Source organism: uncultured Pseudomonas sp. (assembly GCF_913774235.1).
GTDB lineage: Bacteria > Pseudomonadota > Gammaproteobacteria > Pseudomonadales > Pseudomonadaceae > Chryseomonas.
This window is the reverse complement of the sequence record NZ_CAJYDW010000019.1, coordinates 505,477-530,842: the sequence shown is the minus strand read 5'-3', so window position 1 is coordinate 530,842 and position 25,366 is coordinate 505,477. Positions and strand designations below refer to the sequence as shown.

Annotated in this window: 26 protein-coding genes; 10 read left to right on the top strand and 16 right to left on the bottom strand. The window is 66.0% G+C overall.

The genetic code is table 11. From position 1 onward, the window contains the following. Positions 1-169: 169 nt before the first annotated feature. The gene (gene sbcB / locus QZ471_RS23015) at positions 170-1,621 is read right to left on the bottom strand and encodes an exodeoxyribonuclease I (RefSeq protein ID WP_295468235.1); all 1,452 of its coding nucleotides are present in this window, start codon (positions 1,619-1,621) and stop codon (positions 170-172) included. Positions 1,622-1,729: 108 nt separating this feature from the next. Here sbcB and QZ471_RS23010 point away from each other — a divergent pair, with 108 nt between their 5' ends. The 3 genes from QZ471_RS23010 to QZ471_RS23000 are packed head-to-tail and all read left to right on the top strand — an operon-like array spanning position 1,730 to position 4,766. Beyond that, on the top strand, positions 1,730-2,941 hold the full coding sequence (locus QZ471_RS23010) for a DUF4350 domain-containing protein (protein WP_295468234.1): 1,212 nt from the start codon (positions 1,730-1,732) through the stop codon (positions 2,939-2,941). Beyond that, positions 2,938-3,933, top strand: a complete 996-nt coding sequence (locus tag QZ471_RS23005; RefSeq protein WP_295468232.1) for a MoxR family ATPase — start codon at positions 2,938-2,940, stop codon at positions 3,931-3,933. Before QZ471_RS23010 ends, QZ471_RS23005 begins: the two co-directional genes overlap by 4 nt. After that, positions 3,930-4,766 carry a hypothetical protein gene (locus tag QZ471_RS23000; protein WP_295468230.1) on the top strand — a complete coding sequence of 279 codons (837 nt, stop codon included), beginning with the start codon at positions 3,930-3,932 and terminating at the stop codon, positions 4,764-4,766. Before QZ471_RS23005 ends, QZ471_RS23000 begins: the two co-directional genes overlap by 4 nt. Here the strand turns inward: QZ471_RS23000 and QZ471_RS22995 are convergent. Both QZ471_RS22995 and QZ471_RS22990 read right to left on the bottom strand, forming a co-directional pair. Continuing rightward, the gene (locus QZ471_RS22995) at positions 4,727-5,089 is read right to left on the bottom strand and encodes a PilZ domain-containing protein (protein ID WP_295468228.1); all 363 of its coding nucleotides are present in this window, start codon (positions 5,087-5,089) and stop codon (positions 4,727-4,729) included. The two genes, QZ471_RS23000 and QZ471_RS22995, sit on opposite strands and share 40 nt — an antisense overlap. Before the next feature lie 56 nt (positions 5,090-5,145). Beyond that, the gene (locus QZ471_RS22990; RefSeq protein ID WP_295468226.1) at positions 5,146-5,532 is read right to left on the bottom strand and encodes a hypothetical protein; all 387 of its coding nucleotides are present in this window, start codon (positions 5,530-5,532) and stop codon (positions 5,146-5,148) included. 196 nt (positions 5,533-5,728) lie between these two features. Between QZ471_RS22990 and pyk the strand changes: the two genes are divergently transcribed. Further along, positions 5,729-7,180, top strand: a complete 1,452-nt coding sequence (gene pyk / locus QZ471_RS22985; RefSeq protein WP_295468224.1) for a pyruvate kinase — start codon at positions 5,729-5,731, stop codon at positions 7,178-7,180. Positions 7,181-7,273: 93 nt separating this feature from the next. Here the strand turns inward: pyk and QZ471_RS22980 are convergent, their stop codons facing one another. Next, the gene (locus tag QZ471_RS22980) at positions 7,274-7,444 is read right to left on the bottom strand and encodes a hypothetical protein (RefSeq protein ID WP_295468222.1); all 171 of its coding nucleotides are present in this window, start codon (positions 7,442-7,444) and stop codon (positions 7,274-7,276) included. 124 nt (positions 7,445-7,568) lie between these two features. Here QZ471_RS22980 and QZ471_RS22975 point away from each other — a divergent pair, with 124 nt between their 5' ends. After that, complete coding sequence (locus QZ471_RS22975; protein ID WP_295468220.1) at positions 7,569-10,184, top strand: DEAD/DEAH box helicase; 2,616 nt, start codon at positions 7,569-7,571, stop codon at positions 10,182-10,184. Between the two features lie 230 nt (positions 10,185-10,414). Here QZ471_RS22975 and QZ471_RS22970 read toward each other — a convergent pair whose 3' ends face one another. After that, complete coding sequence (locus QZ471_RS22970) at positions 10,415-10,885, bottom strand: phosphate-starvation-inducible PsiE family protein (RefSeq protein ID WP_295468218.1); 471 nt, start codon at positions 10,883-10,885, stop codon at positions 10,415-10,417. 279 nt (positions 10,886-11,164) lie between these two features. Here QZ471_RS22970 and QZ471_RS22965 point away from each other — a divergent pair, with 279 nt between their 5' ends. Next, positions 11,165-11,971 carry a transglutaminase family protein gene (locus QZ471_RS22965; RefSeq protein WP_295468216.1) on the top strand — a complete coding sequence of 269 codons (807 nt, stop codon included), beginning with the start codon at positions 11,165-11,167 and terminating at the stop codon, positions 11,969-11,971. On the opposite strand, the gene QZ471_RS22960 is transcribed toward QZ471_RS22965, so the two are convergent. The 3 genes from QZ471_RS22960 to QZ471_RS22950 form a co-directional block, all read right to left on the bottom strand. Further along, positions 11,968-12,657, bottom strand: a complete 690-nt coding sequence (locus QZ471_RS22960) for an LrgB family protein (RefSeq protein ID WP_295468214.1) — start codon at positions 12,655-12,657, stop codon at positions 11,968-11,970. The two genes, QZ471_RS22965 and QZ471_RS22960, sit on opposite strands and share 4 nt — an antisense overlap. Continuing rightward, complete coding sequence (locus QZ471_RS22955) at positions 12,650-13,033, bottom strand: CidA/LrgA family protein (protein WP_295468212.1); 384 nt, start codon at positions 13,031-13,033, stop codon at positions 12,650-12,652. Before QZ471_RS22955 ends, QZ471_RS22960 begins: the two co-directional genes overlap by 8 nt. 102 nt (positions 13,034-13,135) lie before the next feature. Further along, on the bottom strand, positions 13,136-13,597 hold the full coding sequence (locus tag QZ471_RS22950) for a flavodoxin (protein WP_295468210.1): 462 nt from the start codon (positions 13,595-13,597) through the stop codon (positions 13,136-13,138). A gap of 214 nt (positions 13,598-13,811) precedes the next feature. On the opposite strand from QZ471_RS22950, the gene QZ471_RS22945 reads away from it, so the two are divergent. From QZ471_RS22945 to QZ471_RS22930, 4 genes are all read left to right on the top strand, one after another. Then, positions 13,812-14,372, top strand: coding sequence for an antibiotic biosynthesis monooxygenase (locus QZ471_RS22945; protein WP_295468208.1), 561 nt, complete (start codon positions 13,812-13,814; stop codon positions 14,370-14,372). 95 nt (positions 14,373-14,467) lie between these two features. After that, a complete protein-coding gene (gene folM, locus QZ471_RS22940) occupies positions 14,468-15,166 on the top strand; it encodes a dihydromonapterin reductase (protein ID WP_295468206.1) in 699 nt (232 codons plus the stop codon). A 15-nt stretch (positions 15,167-15,181) separates the two neighbouring features. Then, on the top strand, positions 15,182-15,475 hold the full coding sequence (locus QZ471_RS22935) for a DUF1244 domain-containing protein (protein ID WP_295468204.1): 294 nt from the start codon (positions 15,182-15,184) through the stop codon (positions 15,473-15,475). Then, complete coding sequence (locus QZ471_RS22930; protein ID WP_295468202.1) at positions 15,472-15,810, top strand: HopJ type III effector protein; 339 nt, start codon at positions 15,472-15,474, stop codon at positions 15,808-15,810. Before QZ471_RS22935 ends, QZ471_RS22930 begins: the two co-directional genes overlap by 4 nt. 59 nt (positions 15,811-15,869) lie before the next feature. Here the strand turns inward: QZ471_RS22930 and lpxC are convergent, their stop codons facing one another. The 8 genes from lpxC to murD form a co-directional block, all read right to left on the bottom strand. Continuing rightward, on the bottom strand, positions 15,870-16,784 hold the full coding sequence (gene lpxC, locus QZ471_RS22925; protein ID WP_295468200.1) for a UDP-3-O-acyl-N-acetylglucosamine deacetylase: 915 nt from the start codon (positions 16,782-16,784) through the stop codon (positions 15,870-15,872). Positions 16,785-16,893: 109 nt separating this feature from the next. After that, complete coding sequence (ftsZ, locus tag QZ471_RS22920) at positions 16,894-18,075, bottom strand: cell division protein FtsZ (RefSeq protein ID WP_295468198.1); 1,182 nt, start codon at positions 18,073-18,075, stop codon at positions 16,894-16,896. Positions 18,076-18,129: 54 nt separating this feature from the next. Beyond that, complete coding sequence (ftsA, locus tag QZ471_RS22915) at positions 18,130-19,374, bottom strand: cell division protein FtsA (RefSeq protein ID WP_059230295.1); 1,245 nt, start codon at positions 19,372-19,374, stop codon at positions 18,130-18,132. Between the two features lie 16 nt (positions 19,375-19,390). After that, positions 19,391-20,242: a cell division protein FtsQ/DivIB gene (locus tag QZ471_RS22910; RefSeq protein WP_295468195.1), complete on the bottom strand. Its 852-nt coding sequence runs from the start codon at positions 20,240-20,242 to the stop codon at positions 19,391-19,393. 65 nt (positions 20,243-20,307) lie between these two features. After that, positions 20,308-21,726 carry a UDP-N-acetylmuramate--L-alanine ligase gene (gene murC / locus QZ471_RS22905; RefSeq protein WP_295468317.1) on the bottom strand — a complete coding sequence of 473 codons (1,419 nt, stop codon included), beginning with the start codon at positions 21,724-21,726 and terminating at the stop codon, positions 20,308-20,310. 34 nt (positions 21,727-21,760) lie between these two features. Further along, positions 21,761-22,831 carry an undecaprenyldiphospho-muramoylpentapeptide beta-N-acetylglucosaminyltransferase gene (gene murG / locus QZ471_RS22900; protein WP_295468193.1) on the bottom strand — a complete coding sequence of 357 codons (1,071 nt, stop codon included), beginning with the start codon at positions 22,829-22,831 and terminating at the stop codon, positions 21,761-21,763. Further along, complete coding sequence (ftsW, locus tag QZ471_RS22895) at positions 22,821-24,020, bottom strand: putative lipid II flippase FtsW (protein ID WP_295468315.1); 1,200 nt, start codon at positions 24,018-24,020, stop codon at positions 22,821-22,823. Before ftsW ends, murG begins: the two co-directional genes overlap by 11 nt. Further along, positions 24,020-25,363, bottom strand: coding sequence for a UDP-N-acetylmuramoyl-L-alanine--D-glutamate ligase (murD, locus tag QZ471_RS22890; protein ID WP_295468192.1), 1,344 nt, complete (start codon positions 25,361-25,363; stop codon positions 24,020-24,022). Before murD ends, ftsW begins: the two co-directional genes overlap by 1 nt. Positions 25,364-25,366: the final 3 nt, after the last annotated feature.

The following is a 25,366-nucleotide window of genomic DNA, read 5'->3' as shown; positions in this document are numbered from 1 at the left end:
CGATTCCGCTAATGCACTTTAATCGCCAGACTGTTACCTACCCTGGCAGCGACAGCCGCTCTTCAGCGCTCCTCTCGATTCGGTTGAAATCAGCATAGCCACGCCTATTTCTACCCACGCCATGTCAATTGGAAACTCCAGACTTCGCCGTAATTAGCCAGGCGCGACTTCATGTCGCATCGTCGATACTTTCATCCAGGTACGCGACCAGGCGTCGAACATGATCGGACCAGGCATCGAGTACCGCTAATTGATCGACGGACGCCTCGCGACGAAACTCCTCGGTCAGCGCGAGGAATTGACCACAGGTCAGCTGCCCCTCGGCCTCTCCTGTGAGCAGTCGCTGACGGCAGAACTGTCGCCAAAGTGTGGCCTCCTGCGCGGTCAGCAATTCCGGGAAGTTGCGCGCGCGGTAACGAAAGAAAAGTTCCGGGTGCCGGTTGTCACGAAAGGACCAAGTTCGTTCGCCAAGTTCCGCAGGCGGACACTGGCGAAGTTGATCGCACAGTTGCCGTTCTTCGGCATCGATGAAGCCGTCGTAAAGTCTCAATTCAGCGTCCAGCGTTTCCGTCTGGATAGCGGGTGAGGCATAGATCAGCGGTAGCTTGGGGCGCCAGACTTCGCTTCGATCGAGGATCTGCCGTACCGTCCGCCATACCGCAGCCGTATCGAACTGCAAGCGCTCCTGATCTTCCGGGCGCAGGACGCTGAACGGCGCCAGGATCGGGCACTTGTTGATCTGCACCAACTTGAGCGGTACCGGCAGCTCGCCCGCGGCCAGGGCGTCGCGGCGGGTGTAGAGTCGCTGGCGCAGGGCCTCGGCATCCAGCTCGAACAGCAGGTCTGGCGCTGCCGCGAGATCACAGACGATCAGGGCATTGCGATTCACCGGATGCCAGGCTAGCGGCAGGACGGGGGCGAGGAAGTGGCGTTCGGCACTGAAACGGCCAGAGACGTGCAGCACGGGCTCGAGCAGGCATATCCGCGCCTGCGCCGCCTTCTTCTGCCGTAGCGACCAGAGATAGTCATAGAGCCGTGGCTGGCGCTGCCTGACCAGATGCGCCAGAGCCACGGTCGCCCGGACATCCGCCAGGGCGTCATGGGCCTGGGCGTGCTCGATGCCATTGGCCAGGGTCAGGCGATCCAGACGCAGGGACGGGCGGTCGTTCTCTTGCGGCCAGTTCAGGCTTTCCGGCCGGAAGGCATAGAGCGCCCGGATCAGCCCGAGCACATCCCAGCGGCTGTTGCCCTGCTGCCATTCCCGGCCATAGGGATCGTGGAAGTTACGATAGAGGCTATGACGCAGCATCTCGTCATCGAAACGCAGATTGTTGTAGCCGACCGTGCAGGTCTGCGGTCGGGCGAGCTCGGCGTGCAGGCGCTGGATGAAGTCCCGCTCGCGCAGCCCCAGCCGCTGTAGGGTTTCCGGCAGGATACCGGTGACCAGGCAGGCCGCCGGGTGTGGCAGGACATCCTCGCTCAGGCGGCAATGCAGATTAAGCGGCTCGCCGATCTCCCTGAGATCCAAATCGGTACGCACCCCGGCGACTTGCAGCGGGCGATCCCGGCGAGGATCGATGCCGGTGGTCTCGAAGTCGTACCAGAAGATGCTCTGCGTCACACTACCCTCCCCTAGAATCGGCGCAGTCTAGCATCGCCTGCCGCCTTGCCCAGGATCACCCGCACCCGCTAGGCTCTGGTCCTTGTTTCCAGGCGTAGCTTTTCCTGCATGCGTTCAGTCGATCGGCTCTTCCCTCGCGCCTGGTGTCGCCTCGCCGGCCAGCGCCTGGGCGCCTGGCTCTTCGCCCTGACGCTACCCCTTACCTGCCTCGCCCAGGCGGAGCCACTGTCCTGCCCCTTGCCACCCCAAGCCGACAGCGGACCGGCCAGCCTGCGGCTGACTCGCCAGGGGCTCGATAGCCAGGCGGCCCGCCAGATCGTCACCCAGCTGCCCGCGGCAATCTCTCGCGATCCTGAGCCTTTGGCCCTGGCCGCCGCCTTCCTGCAGCATTTCGGCAGTCCGGTGACGCGCTTTTCCGCCGAGCATCTCGACGATCTTCAGGCCCAAGGCGTACGGCTCTGGCTGGCTGGCAATTCCCCGCTTCAGGAACAGCAGGCCCAGGAGTTGCTGGACTGGGTGGCAGCCGGAGGCCAGCTCGTGGCGGTCGCGGACGACAGCACCCTGGCCCTGAGCGCCACCCTGGGCGTGCGACCTATGCCGACCCGCGAGCTGGGCGGTGTCGCGCAGCCCATCATGGCGCTACCCCTGTGGCCCAACCTGACCCAGCTCTATCTGGCCGAGGACGATGCCCCGGCCTACCTGGGCTTCGACGACAGTCGGCATCTGTTCGATGTCGGCGACCAGGCCACGGCCTGGGCCAGCAGTGCCAGCGCCACCCACATGCTGCTGCTGCCCTGGGGCGCAGGCAGCGTCACCCTGCTGTCGGACACCGAGCTCTGGAGCAATGCCCGGCTCGGCCAGTACGACAATGCCTGGCTGCTGTGGTATCTGACCCAGGGCGCACCGGTCGCCCTCATCGCCCCGACGCCGCCCGTCCCCCTTTGGCAAGAGGCGCTACAGCGCTTCGGCCTCACGCTGGTCCTGCTGCTGGCGACCCTTATCGCCTGGCAGTGGCGACGCCGGCGCGACGGGGCGGCCCGGCCCGCTCGACCGCCGGAGCCCTGGCCGGAGCTGATCGCCACCTTGCAACGTGACATCCAGCGACGACTGCAGCGCCGCCGTCCGGAACTGGCCGACCAGGGTGTGGCCGAGCGCTGGCAATACCTGGCCCGCGTGAGCGGTCTGTCCACCCGCGTGGTGGGCGAAGCCATGCGCCCCTGCCCGCCCCGGCCCAGCGGTCGCGAGATCACCCGGCGCGTCAGGCAACTGCGCCAACTGCGGCTGGCCTTGCGCACCCCAACCTCCGAGGACTCCCGATGACCGATAGCTCCACTCCCGAAGGAACCGTGGCGGACACTGGCGAAGCCGGCGTCAAGGCACGCGCCCTGGCGCGGCTGCAGGCGTTGCGCCAAGCGTTGCTCAGGGTGCTGCCACAGCAGGAGCTCGCGGTGGACGGACTGCTGGCCACCCTGCTGGCCGGCGGCCACCTGTTGCTCGAAGGACCGCCCGGGGCCGGCAAGACCCTTCTGGTCCGCGCCCTGGCGGCCAGCCTGGAAACCAGCTTTGGCCGCCTGCATGGCCATGCGGGGCAAACCGTGGCCGAGGTGGCCGGCGAGATCATCGTGGAAGCGGGCGCCGAGAATGCCCGCCTCCGCCGCGGACCGCTGTTCAGTCAGTTGCTGCTGATCGAGGATCTGCCGCGCGCGCCGGCCGTCGTCCAGAATCTGCTGACCGAGGCCCTGCAGACGCGGCAGCTGATCCTGGAAGGCCGTAGCGTGCCCCTGCCCAATCCGTTCCTGGTGATCGCCACCCGCAGCCCGGGCAGCGATCTGCCCCTGGCGGTGCGTGATCGCTTCCTCGCCCAGTTGCGCCTGGACTGGCCGACGGAGAGCCAGGAACTCGCCGCCTTGCGCCAGGCAGTGCAACAGGGGCATGCCGATCCGCTGGAAGCGGCGGGCCTGCGCCCCCTGCTGCAGGCGCGCGACCTGCCGCCACTGCAGCGCCTGGTCGCCAGTCTGCCGGTGGCCGAACCGGTACTGGAGTTCGGCCTACGCCTGATCCGTCTGACCCGCGACTGGCCCGCCTTCGAACAGGGTGCCAGTCCCCGGGCGGCCCAGGCGCTGCTGCGCCTCGCCCAGGCATTCGCCTTCCTCAGGGGCGGCGACAGCGTCGCGGCCGAGGATGTGCGCCAGGCGCTGCCCGGCGTCCTGCGTCCGCGCGTCCGCCTGACGCCGGAGCGGGAGTTCGAGGGCGACAGCCTCGATGGCCAGATCCTCAGGCTGCTGGGACAGTGTCCGGCGCCGCGCCCGTGAGGCCGAGTCGCCGCCTGCTATTCGGGCTGGCCAGCCTGACGCTCGCCAGCCTGGTGCTGGGACTCGCCCTGCCACCAGGTTGGCAAGGCCTGCCCGCGGCCGCGGCGATCCTGCTGCTGGCCCTGGCCATGCTGGAACGCCGGCATCCCCGCTGGCGCCGGGCAGGACTCTGGCACCATCCGCCCAGGCCCCTCGCGGCCGACCGTGCCCGACGCCGCCGGAGCACCCTGCATCTGCTGATCGACAACCGTGCGCCGGCGGGTCGCAGCGCCTGGCAGCAGGACCATGACCAGGCCCTTGGCTTCGCCAGGGGCGTCGCCGCCAGCGGCAACGCCGTCCGCGTCTATGGACTCGATCCCGACTTGCGCCTGCTCGCCGCCACCGCCCCCGAACGCACTCCGCCCCTGCCCCCGACTGTCGCGTTGCAGCCCGGTACCGGCGGCGAGCTCAAGGCCGCCCTGGCGCAGCTGTGCCGCCAGGTCGGTCCGGATGGCCTGATCGTGGTGGTCGCGCCGCTGGAAGAAGAGTGTCTGGAATGGCTCGCGCGCCTGGAGCTCGCTCGGCGTGGTCTGACGCTCTGGCTGGTCGGTACGCAACCACGCGGCCCGTTGGAGCCGAGCCAGCTACGCGGGCCGCGCACGGCCAGGGCCTACGCCGAGAGCTGGAAAACCCAGATTCGCCACGAACGCCTGGCCTCGCGTCTGGCCCGACTGGGCATCACCTGGTTGCCGGCGAGCGGCGAAGCCAGTCTGCAGACGCGCCTGCTGGCGCTGTGGGAGGCGGCCGACGAGGGTCAGACCGCCGACTGGGAGAGTCGACCGAAGGTGAAATAGTGCTGCAACACACCGATCAGCTCGGCGAACTCGGGCGGCGGCTCGGCAACGCTGAAGCCGGAGTCGTAGTTGCCCGGCGTGACGTCTTCGTGGCTCCACTGGCAGCGGGCATCGAAGTCGACGAAATGCAACTGGCCGTCCTGGCCGGGAATCTTCAGCCGCAGTTCGAACCGCGCGTTCACCAGCATGGGCAGTTGGCTGATCATCAACAGCCCCTCGCGGGAGATGTTGCCGATATAGCCCATGGGCTTGTCGGTGAAACGGTTGAACACCTTCAGGTAGTAGGGCAGTTGGTGGCGCTCGATACGACGATTCTGGGTCATGGTGCGATTCATCCTGCACACGGTAAAGCCACTTTACCGACAACGTCCTGGAAAGCTCAGCGCTGCGGTAGGGAGCGCACCGGTTGGGGCGTCGCGACGGCCGCTGTTCCATCTAGCCCCATTTGACGCAGGGTGTCCAGTCGCGCCTGGGCCCGATAGGCATATTCGCTTGCCGGATAGCGAGTTTGGATGAAGCGATAGGTCTGGGCCGCATCGGCATAGAGTTGCTGCTGCTCCAGGCACTGGCCGCGCAGCATGGACATCTCCGGCTGCAGCCAGGGCCGGGCGCGGCTCTTGCGCTCGGCCTGGGAGATCTGCAGCAGGGCGTCGTTGCAGTCGCCCTCGGAATAGGATTTGTAGGCGGCATCGAGATAGGAATTCATCGAGACGCTGGTGCAGCCGGTCAGGCCGAGCAACAGGAACAGGCAAAGATAAGGGCGCATGGAAAGTCCTCCTGCTCGCTAGATCGGCGCGAGTGCCCGCTTCTTGAGCAGAAACGACCATAGGTGTGACGAAGCTGCAAAAAGCCGTCATGTGCTGGCCACGCGACGGCGCTACAATGAGTCGCGCTCCGTGTTCTACGTCGACTCGGCGCTGAGGCGTCGACTCATGATTGCAATCCGCTAAAGGAAAGACTGCATGATTTATCGCCGTACCAAGATCGTCGCCACCCTAGGCCCGGCCAGCAATTCTCCGGAAGTCCTCGAGCAGCTCATCATCGCCGGCATCGACGTCGCCCGCCTGAACTTCTCGCACGGAACGCCCGACGAGCACCGAGCCCGTGGCCAGTTGGTACGGGATCTCGCCGCCAAGCACGGTCGCCATGTCGCCCTGCTCGGCGACCTCCAGGGTCCGAAGATCCGTATCGCCAAGTTCGTCAACAAGCGCATCGAACTCAAGGTCGGCGATCCCTTCCGCCTGTCCATCGCCCATCCCCGCACCGAGGGCACCGAGGAAGTGGTCGGCATCGACTACCCGGGCCTGGTCGCCGACTGCCGCGTGGGCGACGAACTGCTGCTGGACGACGGCCGCGTGGTCCTGCGCGTGGAAGGCGTGACCGCCACCGAACTGCATTGCGTGACCCTGATCGGTGGGCCGCTGTCCGACCACAAGGGCATCAACCGTCGCGGTGGCGGCCTGACCGCACCGGCCCTGACCGACAAGGACCGCGAAGACATCAAGCTGGCCGCTTCCATGGAGGTGGACTACCTGGCGGTGTCCTTCCCCCGTGACGCCGAAGACATGAACGAGGCCCGGCGCCTGATGGAAGCCGCTGGCGGCAAGTCCTGGCTGGTGGCCAAGATCGAGCGCGCCGAGGCCGTGGCCGACGACGAAGCCCTGGATGGCCTGATCCTGGCCAGTGACGCCGTCATGGTGGCCCGTGGCGACCTCGGCGTGGAAATCGGCGATGCCGAGCTGGTGGGTATCCAGAAGCGCATCATTTCCCACGCCCGCCGCCTCAACAAGGCGGTGATCACCGCGACCCAGATGATGGAGTCGATGATCAGCAGCCCGATGCCAACCCGTGCGGAAGTCTCCGACGTGGCCAACGCCGTGCTGGACAACACCGACGCCGTGATGCTCTCCGCCGAGAGCGCCGCCGGCCAGTACCCGGTGGAAGCGGTCAAGGCCATGGCGCGGGTCTGCGTCGGTGCCGAGAAGCAGCCTACCAGCAAGCTGTCCAGCCACCGTCTGGGCCAGACCTTCACCCGCTGGGACGAGAGTATCGCCCTGGCCTCGATCTACGTGGCCAACCACTTCCCCGGCGTGAAGGCCATCATCAGCCTGACCGACACCGGCTACACCCCGCTGATCATGTCGCGCCTGCGTTCCTCGGTACCGATCTTCTCCTTCGCTTCCAGCCGTGCCACCCAGGCCCGCACCGCGCTGTTCCGCAACGTGCACACCATCCCCTTCGACCCGACCTCGATGCCGGCGAACAAGGTGAGCCAGGCGGCGGTGGACGAGCTGCTCAAGCGTGGCATCGTCGAGCACGGTGACTGGGTCATCCTGACCAAGGGCGACAGCTACACCAAGCGCGACGGCACCAACACCATGAAGATGTACCGCGTGGGCGACCTGCTGGTCTGATCCGCCCCGCGTCGACTGCCAACGACGCGGTAGAAAAAGCCCCGGCCAGGTGACTGGTCGGGGCTTTTTCCTGGGCGCTGCCAATCGGAAGGATCAGCGCCCGCCAAATGCGAGATAGCCGAGGTGCAGCGTCGCGGCGACCAGTACACCCAGGCTGCAGACCACGAGCAGGGCTCGCTGCAACGAACGCAGTCGCCCTTCTCGCCGGTCTTCCACCGGGCGAGTATTGGCCGAAGTCAGATTAGCTAACTGTTGCTCGCGCATCGCCTTGCCCTCGATCTCCTTAATTGCACTATATTCTCATTCTCACATAGTGCAAGGGAGTCCGACGAGCCACGGAGCGACTGTGGCAGAATAGCCGGTTTGGTACGAACAGCCTGGGTGAACGATGGCGTTACGTTTCGAACGGCTCAAGTGGCAGGACTGGAAAGGCGCCTTCACGGAGCGCAACTACGAGCGCGGTCGGCGCCTGGCGCTGGACGGCCTGGTGCGTATCCGCTCGGCCGCCAAGGGACAGCTCTACGCCGAATGCAGCAGTCCGGCCGGCCCGGCCTATCGCCAGGCGATCAGCCTGCGGCCGGGCGAGAGCGTGTGGCGGGTGGACGCCCGCTGCACCTGCCCGGTCGGCCGCCAGTGCAAGCATGCCGCTGCGGCCCTCATCGAACTGGAACGCCTGCAGCGCGACCAGGCCGACCTGCCGACCGCGCCGGTCGTCAACCCGGACCTGCCGCAGCCGGTGCTGACCCTGGGCAGCCACACCCAGATCGACTACGACCGCCACGTCGGCAAGATGCGGCCGACCGTTCGCCATCGGGCGGCCCTGGCTTTCCAGTACGGCAAGCAACGGCTGTTCGGCGCCCCGCCCAGAAGCCCGGGCGCCGACTACCCCGCCCGCCAGCTGCCGGCCGAACAGCGCTGGCGCCAGACCTTGCTCGATCTCGGCCTGCGCCCGGCGACCCGCCGCAGCGCTGCCCTGCCCGACGACAGTGGCGAGATGTTCGAATTGCCCGACGATCCCGCCTGGCTGAGATTCGTCCAGCAGGGGCTTCCCGCCCTGCGCGAGACCGGTTGGCAGATCGAGGCCCACCCCGAATTCACCTTCGACCTCACCCCGGTCGAGGGTTGGTACGGGCACCTCGAAGAAGTCGAGGACAAGACCACCGCCACCGGCCTCTTCGACGTCGAACTGGGCATCCGCCTGGGGCAGCGCCGGGTGAGCCTGATCCCCTTGTTGATCGAGGCCATTCGCCGCGAACCCTCGCAATACGAACCCGCGACCCTGGCCAAGCGCGCCGACGACGAACCCGTGCTGCTGCGCATCGAGCCGCCGCGCCTGGCTGGCCAGCAGGGCCGCGTCCAGCGGGTCGCCGTGCCCCTGGGCCGACTAAAGCCCATCCTGCAGATCCTCGGCGAGCTCTATGCCACCGACCGCCTCACCCATGACCGTGCCCTGCGTCTGCCGCGTCTGGACGCCGCACGCCTCGCCGAGCTGGAAGAACGCCTCCCCCTGGAGTGGGAGGGCGGCGAACGCCTGCGCAGCTTCGCCGAGCGACTGCGCAGCTATGCCGCCGAGCCGGTGGTACTGCCGGAGACCCTACACGCCGAACTGCGCCCCTATCAACGCGAAGGCGTGGCCTGGCTGCAGGCTCTGCGCGAACTGGAGGTCGGCGGCATCCTCGCCGACGACATGGGCCTGGGCAAGACGCTGCAGACCCTGGCGCACATCCTCGTCGAGCAGGCCGCCGGCCGCCTGACCGCCCCGGCGCTGATCGTCATGCCGACCAGCCTGATTCCCAACTGGCAGGACGAGATCGCCCGCTTCGCTCCTGGGCTGCGGGTCCTCACCCTGCAGGGCAGCGCCCGCAGCAGCCGCTTCGAACGCATTCCCGAGCATGACGTGGTGCTCACCACCTATGCCCTGCTCCCTCGGGATGCCGAGCGCCTGGCCGACTATGACTTCCACCTGCAGGTGCTGGACGAGGCCCAGTCGATCAAGAACGCCGCCACCAAGGCCGCCCAAGCCGCTCGCCATCTGCGCGCCCGCCATCGTCTCTGCCTGACCGGTACGCCGCTGGAAAACCACCTGGGCGAGCTCTGGTCGCAATTCCACTTCCTCATGCCCGGCTGGTTGGGCGATGAGAAGACCTTCAAGCAGCACTACCGCATCCCCGTCGAACGCGAGGGCGACGTCCAGCGCCTGGCAGCGCTGAAGGCGCGGGTGCGGCCCTTCATGCTGCGCCGCACCAAGCAGCGGGTGGCCAGCGAATTGCCGCCGAAGACCGAGATCGTCCAGCTGGTGGAGCTCAGCACGGCCCAGCGCGAACGCTACGAGGCGCTACGCCTGATGCTGGACGAGCGGGTACGCGCCGAAATCGCCCGCCAGGGGATCGGCCGTAGCCAGTTGCTGATTCTCGATGCCCTGCTGCGCCTGCGCCAGGTCTGTTGCGATCTGCGCCTGGTGCCCAACGAAGACGAATCCGTGGCCAAGCCCTCGGCGAAGCTGGCGGCGCTGAACGAAAGACTCGACGCCCTGCTCCCGGGCGGTAGCCGGGTCCTGGTGTTCTCCCAATTCACCAGCATGCTCGATCTGATCGCAGCGGATCTCGATCAACGCGGCATCGACTACGTCAGCCTGACCGGCGAGACCCGCGACCGCCGCACGCCGGTGCAGCGCTTCCAGAGTGGCGAGGTACCGGTGTTCCTGCTCAGTCTCAAGGCCGGCGGCAGCGGTCTCAACCTGACCGCCGCGGACACCGTCATCCACTTCGATCCCTGGTGGAACCCCGCCGCCGAGCAACAGGCCAGCGATCGCGCCTACCGCATCGGCCAGGATCGCCCGGTGTTCGTCTACAAGTTGATCGCCCGCGGCACCCTGGAAGAGCGCATCCAGCAACTCCAGCAGGAAAAGGCCCGGCTGAGCGCCGGCATCCTCAGCGAGAACGCTGGCGATTGGCGCCTGACCGAGGCCGACCTGGCCCAGTTGCTGGCGCCCCTGGATCGCTAGGGGTTCTGCCCCGCTCGCCTTGCTGAAGGTGCGGCGCCCGGCTGGACGAGCCATGTCGCCAGGACCAGAGGGCAAGAAGCGCCGGTGAAGCTCAAGCGCTGCCCGGCAGAGGGTGTTTACCCACGAAAACCCACAGCGGCAGGCGCCCCTACTGGGGCACTGCCGCCGGCAGCCGTCCGCCACGAGACGACGGCAGGCCGCCATCCGCAGCGCCAGCCTGGCGTTCCAGGCTATTTTTCCGCGTTATCCCCCACGACATCCCCAGTCGCATCGATCGCCTTGCTGGAGGGAAACTTGTTCGAGGCGATTCTGACCGCCAGCACCGCAAGCGACAGCAGGAAGATCCCGCCACAGAGATACAGCAGCCCGATATCCGGCGGTCGGTGGTGCGAGACATCGCCGATCAGGTAGCGGGTCAGCGCCGTGATGGCGATGTAGAGCAGGAAGCGGATGGGCAGGTGATTGGTCTTGAAGTAGATGCCGACCATGGCACCCAGCTCCAGATAGATGAAGAGCAGGAGAATGTCATCGATGCTCGCCTGGCCTTTGTTGAACATCTCCATGAAGGCCATCACCGACGCCCAGGCCGTGGCCGCGCCGATGGCGAACAAACCGAAGTAGTGGAAGCCCTCCACCATCAGGTTGCCGATCGAGTTCGCCCCGTCGTGCATGCGTTTGCGACTGCTATCTGCCCACTTCATACCCGGTCGCTCCATCCAGACTGCCAGTGACCACCGGACCGGCCTGCCAGCAGCTCGTCCCGTCCATCGGCCAATAGATACTCACGCTGGCAAAGACGCCCGCTCGAAGATTCGTCCATGCTGGAAACTCCCGTTCGTCAGGTTGCTCTGGCCCCAGGGCCAGCCGTTCTTATAGCGAGAAGCCGGACGGCCGGCCAGTGCATAACTGTCGCAGACTGGACGAGCGCGCCCGCGCAGGCTAAAAACGAGAGGAAAAGCCCCGAGGGCCTGGAGTCTGCCGTGGAGCCGCGCCTTGCCTGTCTCGCCTGTCTGGACCGCACCGATCCGCGGCTGCTGGAAGCCGCCCTGTGGATCGCGGCCGAGCATCGTCAGGCACTCGAACCCCGGGTGCTGCTGCGCTCGCTGGACGACCTGGCCCTGCAGCTGGACGCCCGCCTCGACGGCGATGCCAGTCATTCCGAGCGGGCCCAGGCCTTGCTGCGGCAGCTGTGCGAGGCGGGCTTCCGTGCGGCGGAATGGCCGCTCCGTCCCGGTGCGGCGCTGCTCGACGAGGTGCTGGCTCGCCGCCGTGGCCAGCCGCTGTCCATCGCCCTGGTGGCACTCGAACTGGCCCGGCGCCTGGAGATCAACCTGCAGGGCATCGGCTTTCCCGGTCACTTCCTGCTGCGGGTCCCAGGCGCCGACCACCTGCTCGAACCTTTCGGTGGCCGCCGCCTGTACATGAGCGACTGTCGCCAGCTGCTGGTGGATCAATTCGGCGCGAATGCGCGCCTGCAGGCCACCCACCTGGCCCCCCTCACGCCCCGCCAGATGATGCAGCGGCTGTCACGCAACCTGCGCGAGCTGCATCGACAGGGCGACCAGCCCCTGGCAGCGCTCAAGGATGCCCAGCGGGTCATCGAACTCGGCGCGGCCGGTGTCGCCGACCATCTGGCACGGGCCGACCTCTATCGCCAGCTCGAATGTCCCCAGGCCGAGCGCTACGACTTGCAGCACGCCCTGCTGATCAGCGAGGACGACGCTGAGCGCGATCAGCTGCGGCGGCGTCTCGAGCGACTCGGCGCGCCCGCGACCACGTTGCACTAGCCACGCAGCAACCAGAGCACGAGCTGGGCACCGAGCAGATTGCTCAGACCGGCGAGCACCATGACCAGGCCGGCCACGGTGCCCTCCTCCAAGCCGACCTCATAGGCCTTGCTGGTGCCGACGCCATGGGCCCCCATGCCGAACAGGGCACCCCGGGCCAGGGCCGACTTGAGCGGCAGCAGCTTGATCAGCAGGCTGCCGAGGATGGCACCACCCAGCCCGGTGATCATCACGAAGGCGGCGGTCAGCTCGGGCACTCCGCCGACGTCGGCGGACATCGGCATGGCGAAGGGCGTGCTGATGGAGCGCGGCAGCATGGACAGCAGCACCCGGTCATCGAGCAACAGCAGCCGGGCCAGCAGCCAGGAGCTGCCGATGGCGACCCCACTGCCGACGCACAGCCCTACCAGCAGGGCCTGCCAGTAACGCGCCAGTAGGCGTCGCTGTTGCCAGATGGGGACCGCGAAGGCTACCGTCGCCGGCCCCAGCAGGGTGATCAGCCAACGGCTGTAGTGGGCGTACTGGGCGTAGCTGACCTGCTGCCAGAGCGTGGTGGCATAGAGCAGCACGGTGACGAAGATGATCGGGCTGACCAGGTACCAGCGCAGTCGGGCATAGAGCAGGCGACTCACCACGTAGCCGGCCACCGTCAGCAATAGCCAAAAGAGTCCGGGCAGATCAAGCATCGCGACGTCCTCGGCGGCGGAACATGAAGTCCACCGTCAGGGCGGTGGCCACCATGGTCAGCACGGTGCTGAGCAGGATCGCCAGCAGAATACGTACCCCCTCCTGACGCAGCAGGGGGCCATAGTCGAGCAGGCTCAGCAGGGCCGGAATGAAGAACAGCAGCATCTCGCCCAGCAACAATCGGACGCCACCCTGCAGCCACTCCGGCTCGACGATCCGCGCTGCCAGCAGGAGCAGCAACATGACCAAGCCCACCACGCCTCCCGGTACCGGCCAGGCGAAGTAATTCGCCAACAGCGTGCCCAACCCCCACAGCGCCCCCAGGGCGCACAGTTCCAGAGCCAGGCGCAGATATCTATTCACCCAGGGCCCCATCTCGCAAAGAATTCAGCCTGCAAGGATACGCAGGCCGGTGGGTCGAGGACAGCCACCGGGATGCCTCAGCCGCTGGCTGGGCGCGTAACGCTTCTTTGCCCGTCAGGCAACGTCGGTCGCCAGGGCCGCTACCACCTGGTCGGCCCAGCGCGCGGCGTCCACGTCCGGCGTCACCGTCTCGCTGGCATCGACCCTCAGCATGGGCAGCAGCTCACGCAGTCCCAATTCGACGAACAGTTCCTGCATCAACTCGCCGCCGCCACAATAGGTATCGCCATAGCTGGAATCACCCAGCGCCAGCACGGCGCCCGGCCGGCCGCGCCACGGCGGCAGGCGATCGCGCAGCTGGAAGTACAGGGTTTCCAGGTTGGCGGGCAGTTCACCCATGCCGGTCGTCGAGGTGATGGCCAGCAGCGCCTGGGGGGCGAAGGCCTCCAGCGCGGCGAGATCGGCATTCGGCTGATGCCAGACCTCATGCCCCGCCGCGGTCAGCCGAGTCTTCACCTGGCGCGCTATGTCTTCCGCGGTGCCGAATACCGATCCATTCAAGAGTGCGACTTTCATGCAGACCTCAAGCTGTGACGGCCGGCCAGTATGCCTCGAACGAGGTCGTTTTTGCGCCCCGACCATCCTGGAAACGTCAGGCGCTGCCACGCTGTCTCAAGGCTTGCTATGCTAGCGGCGCCTGCTACCCCAGGCATTCTTTCGCCACCTCGCTCGCCTATCCGGCAGCTTGACGGCATCCGGCCTATCCGGCCCGATCGCCCGGAGTTGATGCATGAACCAGCCCGTTACCCTCATGGTCGCGCGCCGCGTCGCGGCCGGCCAATACGACGCCTTCCTGGTCTGGCTGCGCGAAGGCGAAGCCCTGGCGACGGCCTACCCCGGTTATCTCGGCTCGGGTGTCCTGACCCCACCGCCCGGTGACAACCTGGTGCAGATCATCTTCCGCTTCGCCTGCCCGCGCACCCTCGACGAGTGGGAACACTCCGAGACGCGCCGCCATTGGCTGGAACGTGGCCAAGGCCTGTTCGAAGCCCCCCAGGCGCGGCGTGCCCAGGGCATGGACGACTGGTTCGGCACCGGCCTGCAGGCGCCGCCGCGCTGGAAGCAGAGCATCGCCGTCTGGCTGGCCTTCTTTCCCATCTCGCTGCTGTTCAACGCCGCCTTCGGGGACTACCTCACACATTTGCCGCTGTTGCCGCGCATCCTGCTGAGCACCCTGATCCTCACACCGGTGATGGTCTGCGTCTTCATTCCGCTGATCACCCGCGCGCTCAAAGGCTGGCTGCATGGCTCACCCTCTCGCGCCGGCCACCTCAGAGGCAGTGCCCGCTAGACCACCATGGATAGGCCTGCGGCCTGATGAGTCGAATGCGTACAATAGGGAATCAGTTCCCTGGCCGCTTCGCTCATCAGGATCGGGTACCGTCCATGTCAGCAACCCTTCCCCTTCTGGTCACCGGTGCCAATCGCCGTGTCGGCCTCGCACTGACCCGTCGGCTGCTCGCCGCAGGTCAACCGGTCATCGCCGTCTACCGCGACGATCCAGGGCCATTGCGCGAGCTGGAAATCGAGGCCTATCAGGTCGATCTGGCCGAAGAGGGGCCACGCACTGCCCTGCTGCAGCAATTGCACGAACGTCATCAGGCCCTGCGCGGCATCGTGCACAACGCCTCGGTGTGGGCGGAAGACGGCCTGGACAATCTGCGTCTGCTCTACCGCCTGCACCTGGAAGCGCCCTATCACCTCAACCTAGGCCTGCAGGACCTGTTCCTAGCCGCGCCGCGCGCCGACATCATCCACATCGGCGACGACAGCGCGACTCGTGGCAGCCGCAATCACATCGGCTATGCCGCTACCAAGGCGGCGCTGCACAACTTGACGCTGTCCTTCGCCGAAGCCCTGGCCCCCACCGTGCGGGTCAACACCATCGCGCCTGGCCTACTGATCTTCAAGGAAGGCGCCGACGAGGCCTATCGCCAGGCGACCCTGGACAAGGCGCTGCTGGACTTCGAACCTGGCGCCGATCCCATCGTGGATACCGTGTTCTATCTGCTGTCGACCCAATACGCGACCGGCAGCACCTTCACCGTCAACGGCGGGCGCCACCTGCGCCATGGCCGTCGTTAGCCAAAGGAGTCACCCATGACCGAACAAGACCGCCTGGAACTTGAGGCTGCCGCCTTCCGCACCCTGGTACAGCACCTGCGCAAGCGCACCGATGTACAGAACATCGACCTGATGAACCTCTCCGGCTTCTGCCGCAATTGCCTGTCCAAGTGGTACAAGGCCGCGGCCGATGAAAAGGGCCTGGAGTTAAGCCTGGATGACGCCCGCGAGGTGGTCTACGGCATGCCCTATGCCGACTGGAAGGCCCAGTATCAGGCCGAAGCCAGCCCTGCCCAGGCCGCCGCCTTCCAGGAGCAGCAGTCCAAATGAGCGACCTGTCCAGCTTCCGCGCGAGCCTCGCCAGCGGCACTCATGCCTTCGCCGACACCCTGGCCTTCGTTGCCGCGCACTACCACTACCAGCCGACCGCCTTTCGCAACGGCGAGGTGCAGAACGCTGCCGGCCAGAACGAGGGTTCCTGCAAGACCCTGGGCCTGGCCAAGCTCGAAGGCCTGAGCGATGAGGAAGCCTTGCTGGCCTTTGGCGAGCACTATCGCAGCGTGCTGCAGACCCCCGAGGGCAGCGACCACGGCAACATCCGCGCGCTCATCGCCCATGGCCTGGCCGGTGTCAGCTTCCAGGGTGAGCCCCTGAGTCGCCGCTGAGGCTTTTCGGCGCCCATAAAAAAGCCCTGCATCTGCAGGGCTTTTTTATGGAGCCAGGCTCAGACAGCAGCCGCGGGTCTCATGTAGGAAATGGGTGCCAGACCGGAGTCTTCGAAGGTCACCACTTCCCAGGCATCGCGATCAGCCAACAGCGCGCGCAGCAGGCGATTGTTCATGGCGTGGCCGGATTTGTAGCCACGGAACTCGCCGATGAGGCTCTTGCCGAGCAGGTACAGGTCGCCGATGGCGTCGAGGATCTTGTGTTTGACGAATTCGTCCTCGTAGCGGAGGCCGTCTTCGTTGATCACACCCTTCTCGTCCACCACGATGGCGTTGTCGACGCTGCCACCCAGGGCCAGGTTGTGCGAACGCAGGAATTCCAGGTCACGCATGAAGCCGAAGGTACGGGCGCGGCTGACTTCCTTGAGGAAGGAAGTGCTCGAAAAATCCACCGAGGCCTTCTGGGTGCGGTTGTTGACCACCGGATGATCGAAATCTATCTCGAAAGTCACCTTGAAACCGTCGAAGGGCACGAAGGTAGCGCGCTTGTCGCCATCGACGACGGTCACTTCGCGCTTGATGCGAATGAACTGCTTGGCCGCTTCCTGTTCCTGCAGACCCGCGGACTGGATCAGGAAGACGAAGGGACCGGCGCTGCCGTCCATGATCGGGACTTCGACCGCCGACAGCTCGACGTAGGCGTTGTCGATACCCAGGCCGGCCATGGCCGACAGCAGGTGCTCGACGGTACCGACCTTGACGCCGTCATCGCTGAACAGGTTGGTCGACATGGTGGTTTCACCCACGTTCTCAGCCCAGGCCGGAATTTCCACAACCGGATCGAGATCGGTGCGACGGAACACGATGCCGGTGTCCACGGGAGCCGGTTTCAGGGTCAGGTAAACCTTTTCCCCGGAATGCAGGCCCACGCCGGTCGCGCGGATGGTGTTCTTGAGGGTGCGTTGTCTAATCATGCCAGGGCCGCTCGGTCGCAGGGTGCGAATGGTGGTCAACGAAATCGCGATGATAACAGAAGCGAAAATCGATGCCCACTAATCACACCCGCGCTTGTAATATACCCGATCAATCAGCCTGACGACGGAGGAAGGCCGGGATGTCCAGGTAATCCAGATCGTCGTTGGGATTGACCTTGGCCGCTGCCGCCGAGCCGCCATGATTCTGGCTACCACGACCGGAGCGCATCGAGGTCGGGTACTTGAGGTCGTCGTAGTTGACCGGGGCCGTTTCCTGGCGCGCGGCGGCCAGGGTTTGGGTGGTGTTGTCCACCACCTTGACCGGCTTCTCGATGCGCGCGCCCAGGCCGGTAGCGACCACGGTGACGTGCAGCTCGTCGCGCATTTCCGGATCGATCACCGCACCGACCTTGACGGTCGCGTGCTCGGACGCGAAGTCCTCGATGATCTCACCCACGGCGGCGTATTCGCCCAGGGACAGATCCAGGCCGGCGGTGATGTTGACCAGGATACCGCGAGCACCGTGCAGGTTGACGTCTTCCAGCAGCGGGTTGCGGATAGCGGCTTCGGTGGCTTCGCGCGCACGGTTCGGACCGCTGGCGTGGCCGGTACCCATCATGGCCATGCCCATCTCGCCCATCACGGTCTTGACGTCGGCGAAGTCGACGTTCATCAGGCCGGGACGCTGCATGATGTCGGAGATACCGCGAACGGCGCCGGCGAGGACGTCGTCGGCCTTGGCGAAGGCGGCCAGCAGGCTGGCGTCCTTGCCGAGGATGGTCAGCAGCTTCTCGTTGGGGATGGTGATCAGCGAGTCGACGCATTCGGACAGGGCACGGATACCCTCGTCGGCGACCTGCATGCGCTTGCGGCCTTCGAAGGGGAACGGACGGGTGACCACGGCGACGGTCAGGATGCCCATTTCCTTGGCGACCTCGGCGATGATCGGCGCGGCGCCGGTACCGGTGCCACCGCCCATGCCGGTGGTGATGAAGACCATGTCGGCGCCTTCGAGGACTTCGGCGATGCGCTCACGATCTTCCATGGCCGCCTGGCGACCGATTTCCGGATTGGTGCCGGCGCCCAGACCCTTGGTGACGCCTGGGCCGAGTTGCAGCACGGTACGGGATGTGACGTTCTTCAGTGCCTGGGCGTCGGTATTTGCACAGATGAATTCGACGCCTTCTACACCGCTTTTGACCATGTGGTTGACGGCATTGCCACCGCCACCGCCCACGCCGATGACTTTGATCACGGCGCTTTGTGGAATGTTGTCTACGAGTTCGAACATGGTCCCCTCTCTTCCTTTCGGATAATTCGCCTACTGCCGCGGTTTAATTGTGAATTACAAGTTGCCCTGGACCCAACGCTTTATGCGTTCCAGGACTGTGGATTTGGTTTCGCTGCTATATCCGCCAGAAACAACCGGCAAAGGATCGGTCTGTTTTTGCAGACCATAGAGCAACAAGCCGACGCCTGTGGAATAGATAGGATTGCTGACGACATCCGTCAGTCCCTTCACCGTCTGGGGCACCCCCAGGCGTACTGGCATATGGAAAATCTCTTCGGCCAGCTCGACCGCGCCTTCCATCTTCGCGGTCCCACCGGTGAGTACGATCCCTGCCGGGATCAGATCCTCGTAACCACTGCGGCGCAATTCCGCTTGCACCAACGTAAATAGCTCATCGTAACGGGGCTCGACCACTTCTGCGAGGGCCTGACGCGATAATTCTCGCGGCGGACGATCACCCACGCTGGGAACCTTGATGGTTTCACCCGGGCCGGCCAGCTTCGCCAAGGCACAAGCATACCGAATCTTGATTTCTTCGGCATATTGCGTTGGGGTCCGCAACGCCATGGCGATGTCATTTGTGACTTGGTCGCCAGCAATAGGTATCACGGCGGTATGGCGAATGGCGCCCTCGGTGAAGATGGCGATATCGGTGGTGCCGCCGCCGATATCGACGAGGCAGACACCCAATTCCTTTTCATCGTCGGTCAATACCGAATAGGCCGACGCCAATTGTTCGAGAATGATGTCGTCGACTTCCAGGCCGCAACGTCTGACGCACTTTTCGATGTTCTGGGCGGCGTTGACGGCGCAGGTCACGACATGGACCTTGGCTTCCAGGCGCACGCCGGACATGCCCAGGGGTTCACGCACCCCTTCCTGGTTGTCGATCACGTAGTCCTGGGCCAGGGTGTGCAGCACGCGCTGGTCGGCGGGAATGGCCACGGCCTGGGCGGCGTCGAGTACCCGCTCGATGTCCGCGGGGCTCACTTCGCGGTCACGGATCGCCACGATACCGTGGGAGTTCAGGCTGCGGATGTGATTGCCGGCAATGCCGACGAAGGCCGAATGGATCCGGCAACCGGCCATCAGCTGGGCTTCTTCGATGGCCCGCTGGATGGAGGCGACAGTGGATTCGATGTTGACCACCACGCCCTTCTTGAGCCCGCGCGACGGATGGGTGCCGATTCCGACGATCTCGATCTGACCATCGGAAGACACTTCGCCGACCAGAGCCACGACCTTGGAAGTGCCGATGTCGAGGCCGACGATCATCTTGCCGCTTTGCACGCTTGCCATAGTTAGAAACTTCTCCTCAATGCTTGGCCGGTTCGGTCACGGGGGCGGCGGCGATAGCGGGATCGCGCCAGGCCACGGCCAGACCGTTCGGATAGCGCAGGTCGATCCGCGCGATATTGTCCATCTGTGCCCTGAGCACCTGATCGTACAGGCGCATGAAGCGGCGCATCTTTTCCACCAGTTGGTCGCGGCCGAACACCAGTTCCAGGCCTTGACCGGTGGTGAGGTACCAACTGCCGCGCTCCTGCATTTCCAGCCGCGCCACGGTGAAACCGAGCGGCCGGAGCATCTGGCTGAACATCTGGTACTGCTGCATCACTTGCTGTTGCGCCCGCTTGGGCCCGTACAGCCGCGGTAGATTGTCATAGTTGGCCAGATCCTGCGGGGCAAAAGCCTCACCCTGGTTATTCAGCAGGGCTTCGTCGCCCCAACGGGCGATGGGCATCTGCTCTTCCAGGCGGATGCTGATCTCGTCCGGCCAGACCCGGCGCACCTCGGCATGGGCGATCCAGGGCATGGTCTCCAGCTCGTGGCGCATGTCGGCCAGGTCGACCTGGAAGAAGGTGGTGCCCACGAAGGGCGCGATCCGCTGCTGTACCGCCTGCTGGCTGAGGTAGGACAGATCGCCCTTGACGCTGACCTTGGCGATCGGGCGATCGGCGTAGGGCAGCAGCTTCTGGGCGCCTTCGTAGGTACCGAAGCCCAGGCCCAGCAGCAGGAACGGCCAGAGGATGCGCTTGAGCAGCCCCAGGCTCGGGCGTGGCAGGCGGACCGATAGAGGCTCTTCGGCGACCAGGCGGCTCGCACCGCGCGGCTCGACCTGCCGCGAACGGCCGAAGGGTTGGCTGTGACGTAGGGTGGCGACCAAGGTTCAGCCCTCCACGTGTGCGCCGGCGACGGAGGTCACCGGCTGGAAAGAAGAAAGTTGACGGCTCATGAGGAGCCTCCGGCCGGCGCGGTGGCAGCGGCGAACAGCGGGTGCTTGAGCAACTGGGGCGCCAGGGCACCGATGTCGCCGGCACCTTGGCAGAGCAGGATGTCGCCGGGACGCAGCAGCGGCTTGACCAGCGGCGCGATGTTGGCGCCCCGCTCCACATAGATGGGATCGAGCTGGCCGCGCTGGCGGATGCTGTGGCAGAGCTGACGGCTATCGGCACCTGGAATGGGCTCTTCACCGGCCGGATAGACTTCCATCAGCAACAGGACGTTGGCGTCGGCCAGTACCTGGACGAAGTCCTCATAGAGATCGCGGGTACGGCTGAAACGGTGCGGCTGATAGACCATCACCAACCGGCGCTCCGGCCAGCCACCGCGCACGGCCTTGATCACCGCGGCGACTTCGCGCGGATGGTGGCCGTAGTCGTCCACCAGCATGACGCTGCCACCGGCGACCGGCAGGTCGCCATAGACCTGGAAGCGGCGCCCTACCCCTTGGAAGCCGGACAGGCCATTGCGGATGGCTTCGTCGCTGACGCCCTCGTCGGTAGCGATAGCGATGGTGGCCAGGGCGTTGAGCACGTTGTGTACGCCGGGCATGTTGACCGACACGGCTAGGGGCGCATGGCCGTCGCGCAGCACGGTGAAATGGGTGCGCATGCCTTCCTGGCGGATATCCACGGCGCGCACGTCGGCGTCTTCGGCAGTGCCGTAGGTGACGGTGGGCCGGGCGACCTGGGGAATGATCTCGCGGACCACCGGGTCGTCGACGCAGAGCACGGCCAGGCCATAGAACGGCAGGTTGTGCAGGAAGTCGACGAAGGTGCGCTTGAGCCGATTGAAGTCACCTTCGTAGGTGCTCATGTGGTCGGCGTCGATGTTGGTGACCACGGCGACCATGGGCTGCAGGTGCAGGAAGCTGGCGTCGCTTTCGTCGGCTTCGGCCACCAGATAGCGGCTGGTGCCGAGCTGGGCGTTGGTGCCGGCGGCGTTGAGACGACCACCGATGACGAAGGTGGGGTCCAGGCCCTCGGCGGCGAACACCGACGCGATCAGGCTGGTGGTGGTGGTCTTACCATGGGTACCGGCGACGGCGATGCCGTGGCGATAACGCATCAGCTCGGCGAGCATCTCGGCGCGGGGTACCACGGGAATGCGCTGGTCGAGGGCGGCGGATACCTCGGGGTTGGACTTGTTGATGGCGCTGGACACCACCAGCACATCGACCTGGTCCAGATTCTCGGCGCGATGGCCGATGTAGATGCGCGCACCGAACTGCTGCAGGCGCGCGGTCACCGCGGACTCCTTGAGGTCCGATCCCGAGACTTCGTAGCCCAGGTTCAGCAGTACCTCGGCGATACCGCACATGCCGACGCCGCCGATCCCGACGAAATGGATGCGCCGGATGCTGCGCATACGCCGAACTTCGGCCTGAATGGCGCTTTGCGACTTAACCACGGGCCACCTCCAGGCAGGCGTCCACTACCGCACGGGTAGCCTCGGGTTTGGCCAGGGCACGGCTACGGGTGGCCATGTCGGCGAGACGTTCGGGATGCATCAGGACCTCGGTGAGCTGCGCGGCGAGATCCGCCGGGCGGGTGGAATGTTGGGGCAGCACCACGCCGGCACCGGCACGCTCCAGAAAGCGGGCGTTGCTGGTCTGGTGGTCGTCGATGGCGTGGGGCAAGGGAATCAGCAGCGCCGGCAGGCCGGTGGCGGTGAGTTCGGCCACGGTCAGGGCGCCAGCGCGGCAGATCACCAAGTCAGCCCAGGCGTAGGCGGCGGCCATGTCGCCGATAAAAGGCTGGACCTCGGCCTCGACGGCGGCCTGGGCATAACGCTCGGCGGTGACCTCGGCATGCTGGCGACCGGCCTGGTGGCGAACCTGCGGGCGCAGTCCGGCCGGCAGTTGCGCCAGGGCCTCGGGCAGCAGCTTGTTCAGCGGCTCGGCGCCCAGGCTGCCACCCAGCACCAGCAGGTTGGCCGGACGCTCGTCCAGCGGCGCACGAGTGACCGGGTTGAAGAGTTCGGCCCGTACCGGATTGCCGGTGGACAGGCGCTTGGCCGAGGCCGGGAAGGTCTCGGGGAAGCCTTCGCAGACGCGCGCGGCCAGGGGCACCAGCATGCGGTTGGCGGTACCGGCATGGGCGTTCTGTTCGTGGATCACCAGCGGGACGTTGCACAGCTTGGCCGCCAGGCCGCCGGGACCGGTGACGAAGCCGCCCAGGCCCAGCACGCAGACCGGCTTGAGCCGGCGCATCAGGCCGACGGCCTGCAACAGCGCACCGCTCAGTTGCAGCGGTGCCTTCACCAGGGAGCGCACCCCCTTGCCCCGCAGGCCGGTGACCTGGATGTGATGCAGGGGAATGCCGGCCTTGGGCACCACGTCGTTCTCGATGCCGCGCGGGGTGCCGAGCCAGTGCACGGTGTAGCCGCGGGCCTGGAATTCTCGGGCGCAGGCCAGTGCGGGGAAGACGTGCCCGCCGGTGCCACCGGCCATGATCAGGACGTTAGCGGACATCGGCGAAATCCTCTTCGGTGAATTCCACATCCTCGGTATCCACCAGCGTTCGGCGCTCCCACTCGATGCGCAGCAGCAAGCCCATGCTCACGCAGCAGATCACCAGGGAGCTGCCGCCGTAGCTGAGGAAGGGCAGCGTCAGACCCTTGGTAGGCAGCAGGCCGACGTTCACGCCGATGTTGATCAGGAACTGGCCGATCCAGAGCATCGACAGGCCGTAGGCGACGTAGGCCGAGAAGAACTGCTTGGACTGCTCCGCCCAGTGACCGATGAACAGGCCGCGGACGCAGACGAAGAGGAACAGGCCGACGGTGGCCATGGCGCCGATCAGGCCGAGCTCTTCGGCCAGTACGGCGAAGAGGAAGTCGGTATGGGCTTCGGGCAGGTAGAACTGCTTCTGGATGCTGTTGCCCAGGCCCAGGCCGGTCCAGCCGCCACGGCCGAAGGCGATCAGCGCCTGGGTCAGCTGGTAGCCTGAGCCGAACTGGTCGGCCCAGGGGTCGGTGAAGGTGATCAGGCGCTGCATCCGGTAGGACTGGGTCTGCACCAGGACGAATACCGCCAGCACCGCCAGGGCGACCATCAGCAGGAAGCGGAACAGGCCGACGCCGCCAAGGAACAGCATGGCGCCGGCAGCGCCCATCATCACCACGGTGGCGCCGAAGTCGGGTTCGCGCAGCAGCAGCATGGCCATCGGCAAGAGCACGATGAAGGGCTTGAAGAAGCCCGCCCAGGTGTGACGTACCTCATGCTGGCGACGGACCAGATAGCCGGCCAGGTAGAGCACCACGAAGACCTTGGCGACCTCGGACGGCTGCACGTTGAAGAAGCCGAAGCCGATCCAGCGCAGGGAGCCGTTCACCTCGCGACCGATGCCCGGCACCAGCACCGCCACCAGCAGCAGGAAGGCGATGATCAGCAACGGAAAGCCGAATCGCTGCCAGGTGGCCATGGGGATCAGCATCACCACGCCGCAGGAGACGAAGCCGATGGCCAGGTAGATGAGGTGGCGGTACATGAAGTACAGCGGGTTGCCGGACTGGGCGGCGGCGACCTCGGACGACGCCGAAGTGACCATGACCAGGCCCAGGCCGAGCAGCAGCAGGCAGCCGGCCAGCAATGGGAAGTCGAGGTCGATGCCTTGGCGACTGGCCAGTGGCGAAGGATAGGGACGCAGCAGGCTGAGGATCATGCCAAGTCCCCCACGGCCTGGGCGAACAGGCGTCCGCGCTCTTCGAAATTGCGGAACATGTCGAGGCTGGCGCAGGCCGGCGACAGCAGCACGGCGTCGCCCGGCTGGGCCAGCCGGCGGCTCTCGGCCACGGCTTCTTCCAGGGTGGTGACACGCACCTGCTGTACGGTGGCCGGCAGGATCTCGGCGATCCGTGCCGCATCGCGACCCAGCAGCACCACGGCGCGGCAGTGCCGGCCGATGGGCTCGCGCAGGGCAGTGAAGTCGGCGCCCTTGCCATCGCCACCGGCGATCAGCACCAACTGGCCGGCGATGTCGTCGCCCAGGCCTTCGACAGCGGCCAGGGCCGCGCCGACATTGGTCGCCTTGGAGTCGTTGTAATAGTTGACGCCTGCCACCTCGCCCACCCACTGGCAGCGGTGTTCGAGACCGGGGAAGGCACGCAGCGCCTCCAGCATGGGCTCTAGCGGCAAGCCAGCCGCCTGGCCCAGGGCCAGCGCAGCCAGGGCATTGCTGTGGTTGTGGGTGCCACGGATCTTGAGCTCTTCGACATCCAGCAGGTTGTCGAAGGCCAGCGCCAGGTAGCGGCGACCCTCCTCCTCGCGAATGCCGAAGGCACGGAAATCCGGGCGCCCCAGGCCGAAGGTCAGGCAGGGCACGCCATCAGCGATCAGCGGCCGCGACAGCGGATCGTCGCGATTGACCACGACCTGGCGGGCGCCGCGGAAGATGCGGTGCTTGGCCTGATGGTAGGCCGGCATGCCGGTGTAGCGGTCCATGTGGTCTTCGCTGACGTTGAGCACTGTGGCCACCTCGGCGTTCAGGCGCTCGCAGGTTTCCAGTTGGAAGCTCGACAACTCCAGAACGTAGAGCTCGACGTCATCGGCCAGCAGATCCAGCGCCGGGGTACCGAGGTTGCCGCCCACGGCGACGCGCTTGCCGGCGCGTTGTGCCATGTCGCCGACCAGGGTGGTGACGGTGCTCTTGGCATTGGAACCGGTAATGGCGACCAGGGGCGCCTTGGCGTGGCGCACGAACAGGTCGATATCGCCCGACAGCCGAACGCCACGGGCAGCGGCCTCCTGCAAGGCGGGAGTTTCCAATGCCAGACCAGGGCTTACATAGAGCTCCGACGCGCGGCAGAGGAAGTCGACATCCAGCTCGCCGCAACGCACCTCTACCTGGGGATACTGGGTTCTCAGGGTCGCAAGTTCCGGCGGCTGTTCCCGCGTGTCGGCCACGGCAAAGGGCACGCCGCGGCGCGCGAGGAAGCGCACCAGCGACATGCCACTCTTGCCGAGGCCGACGACGATACGGAACTGGTCGGAAGCGATGAGCACTGG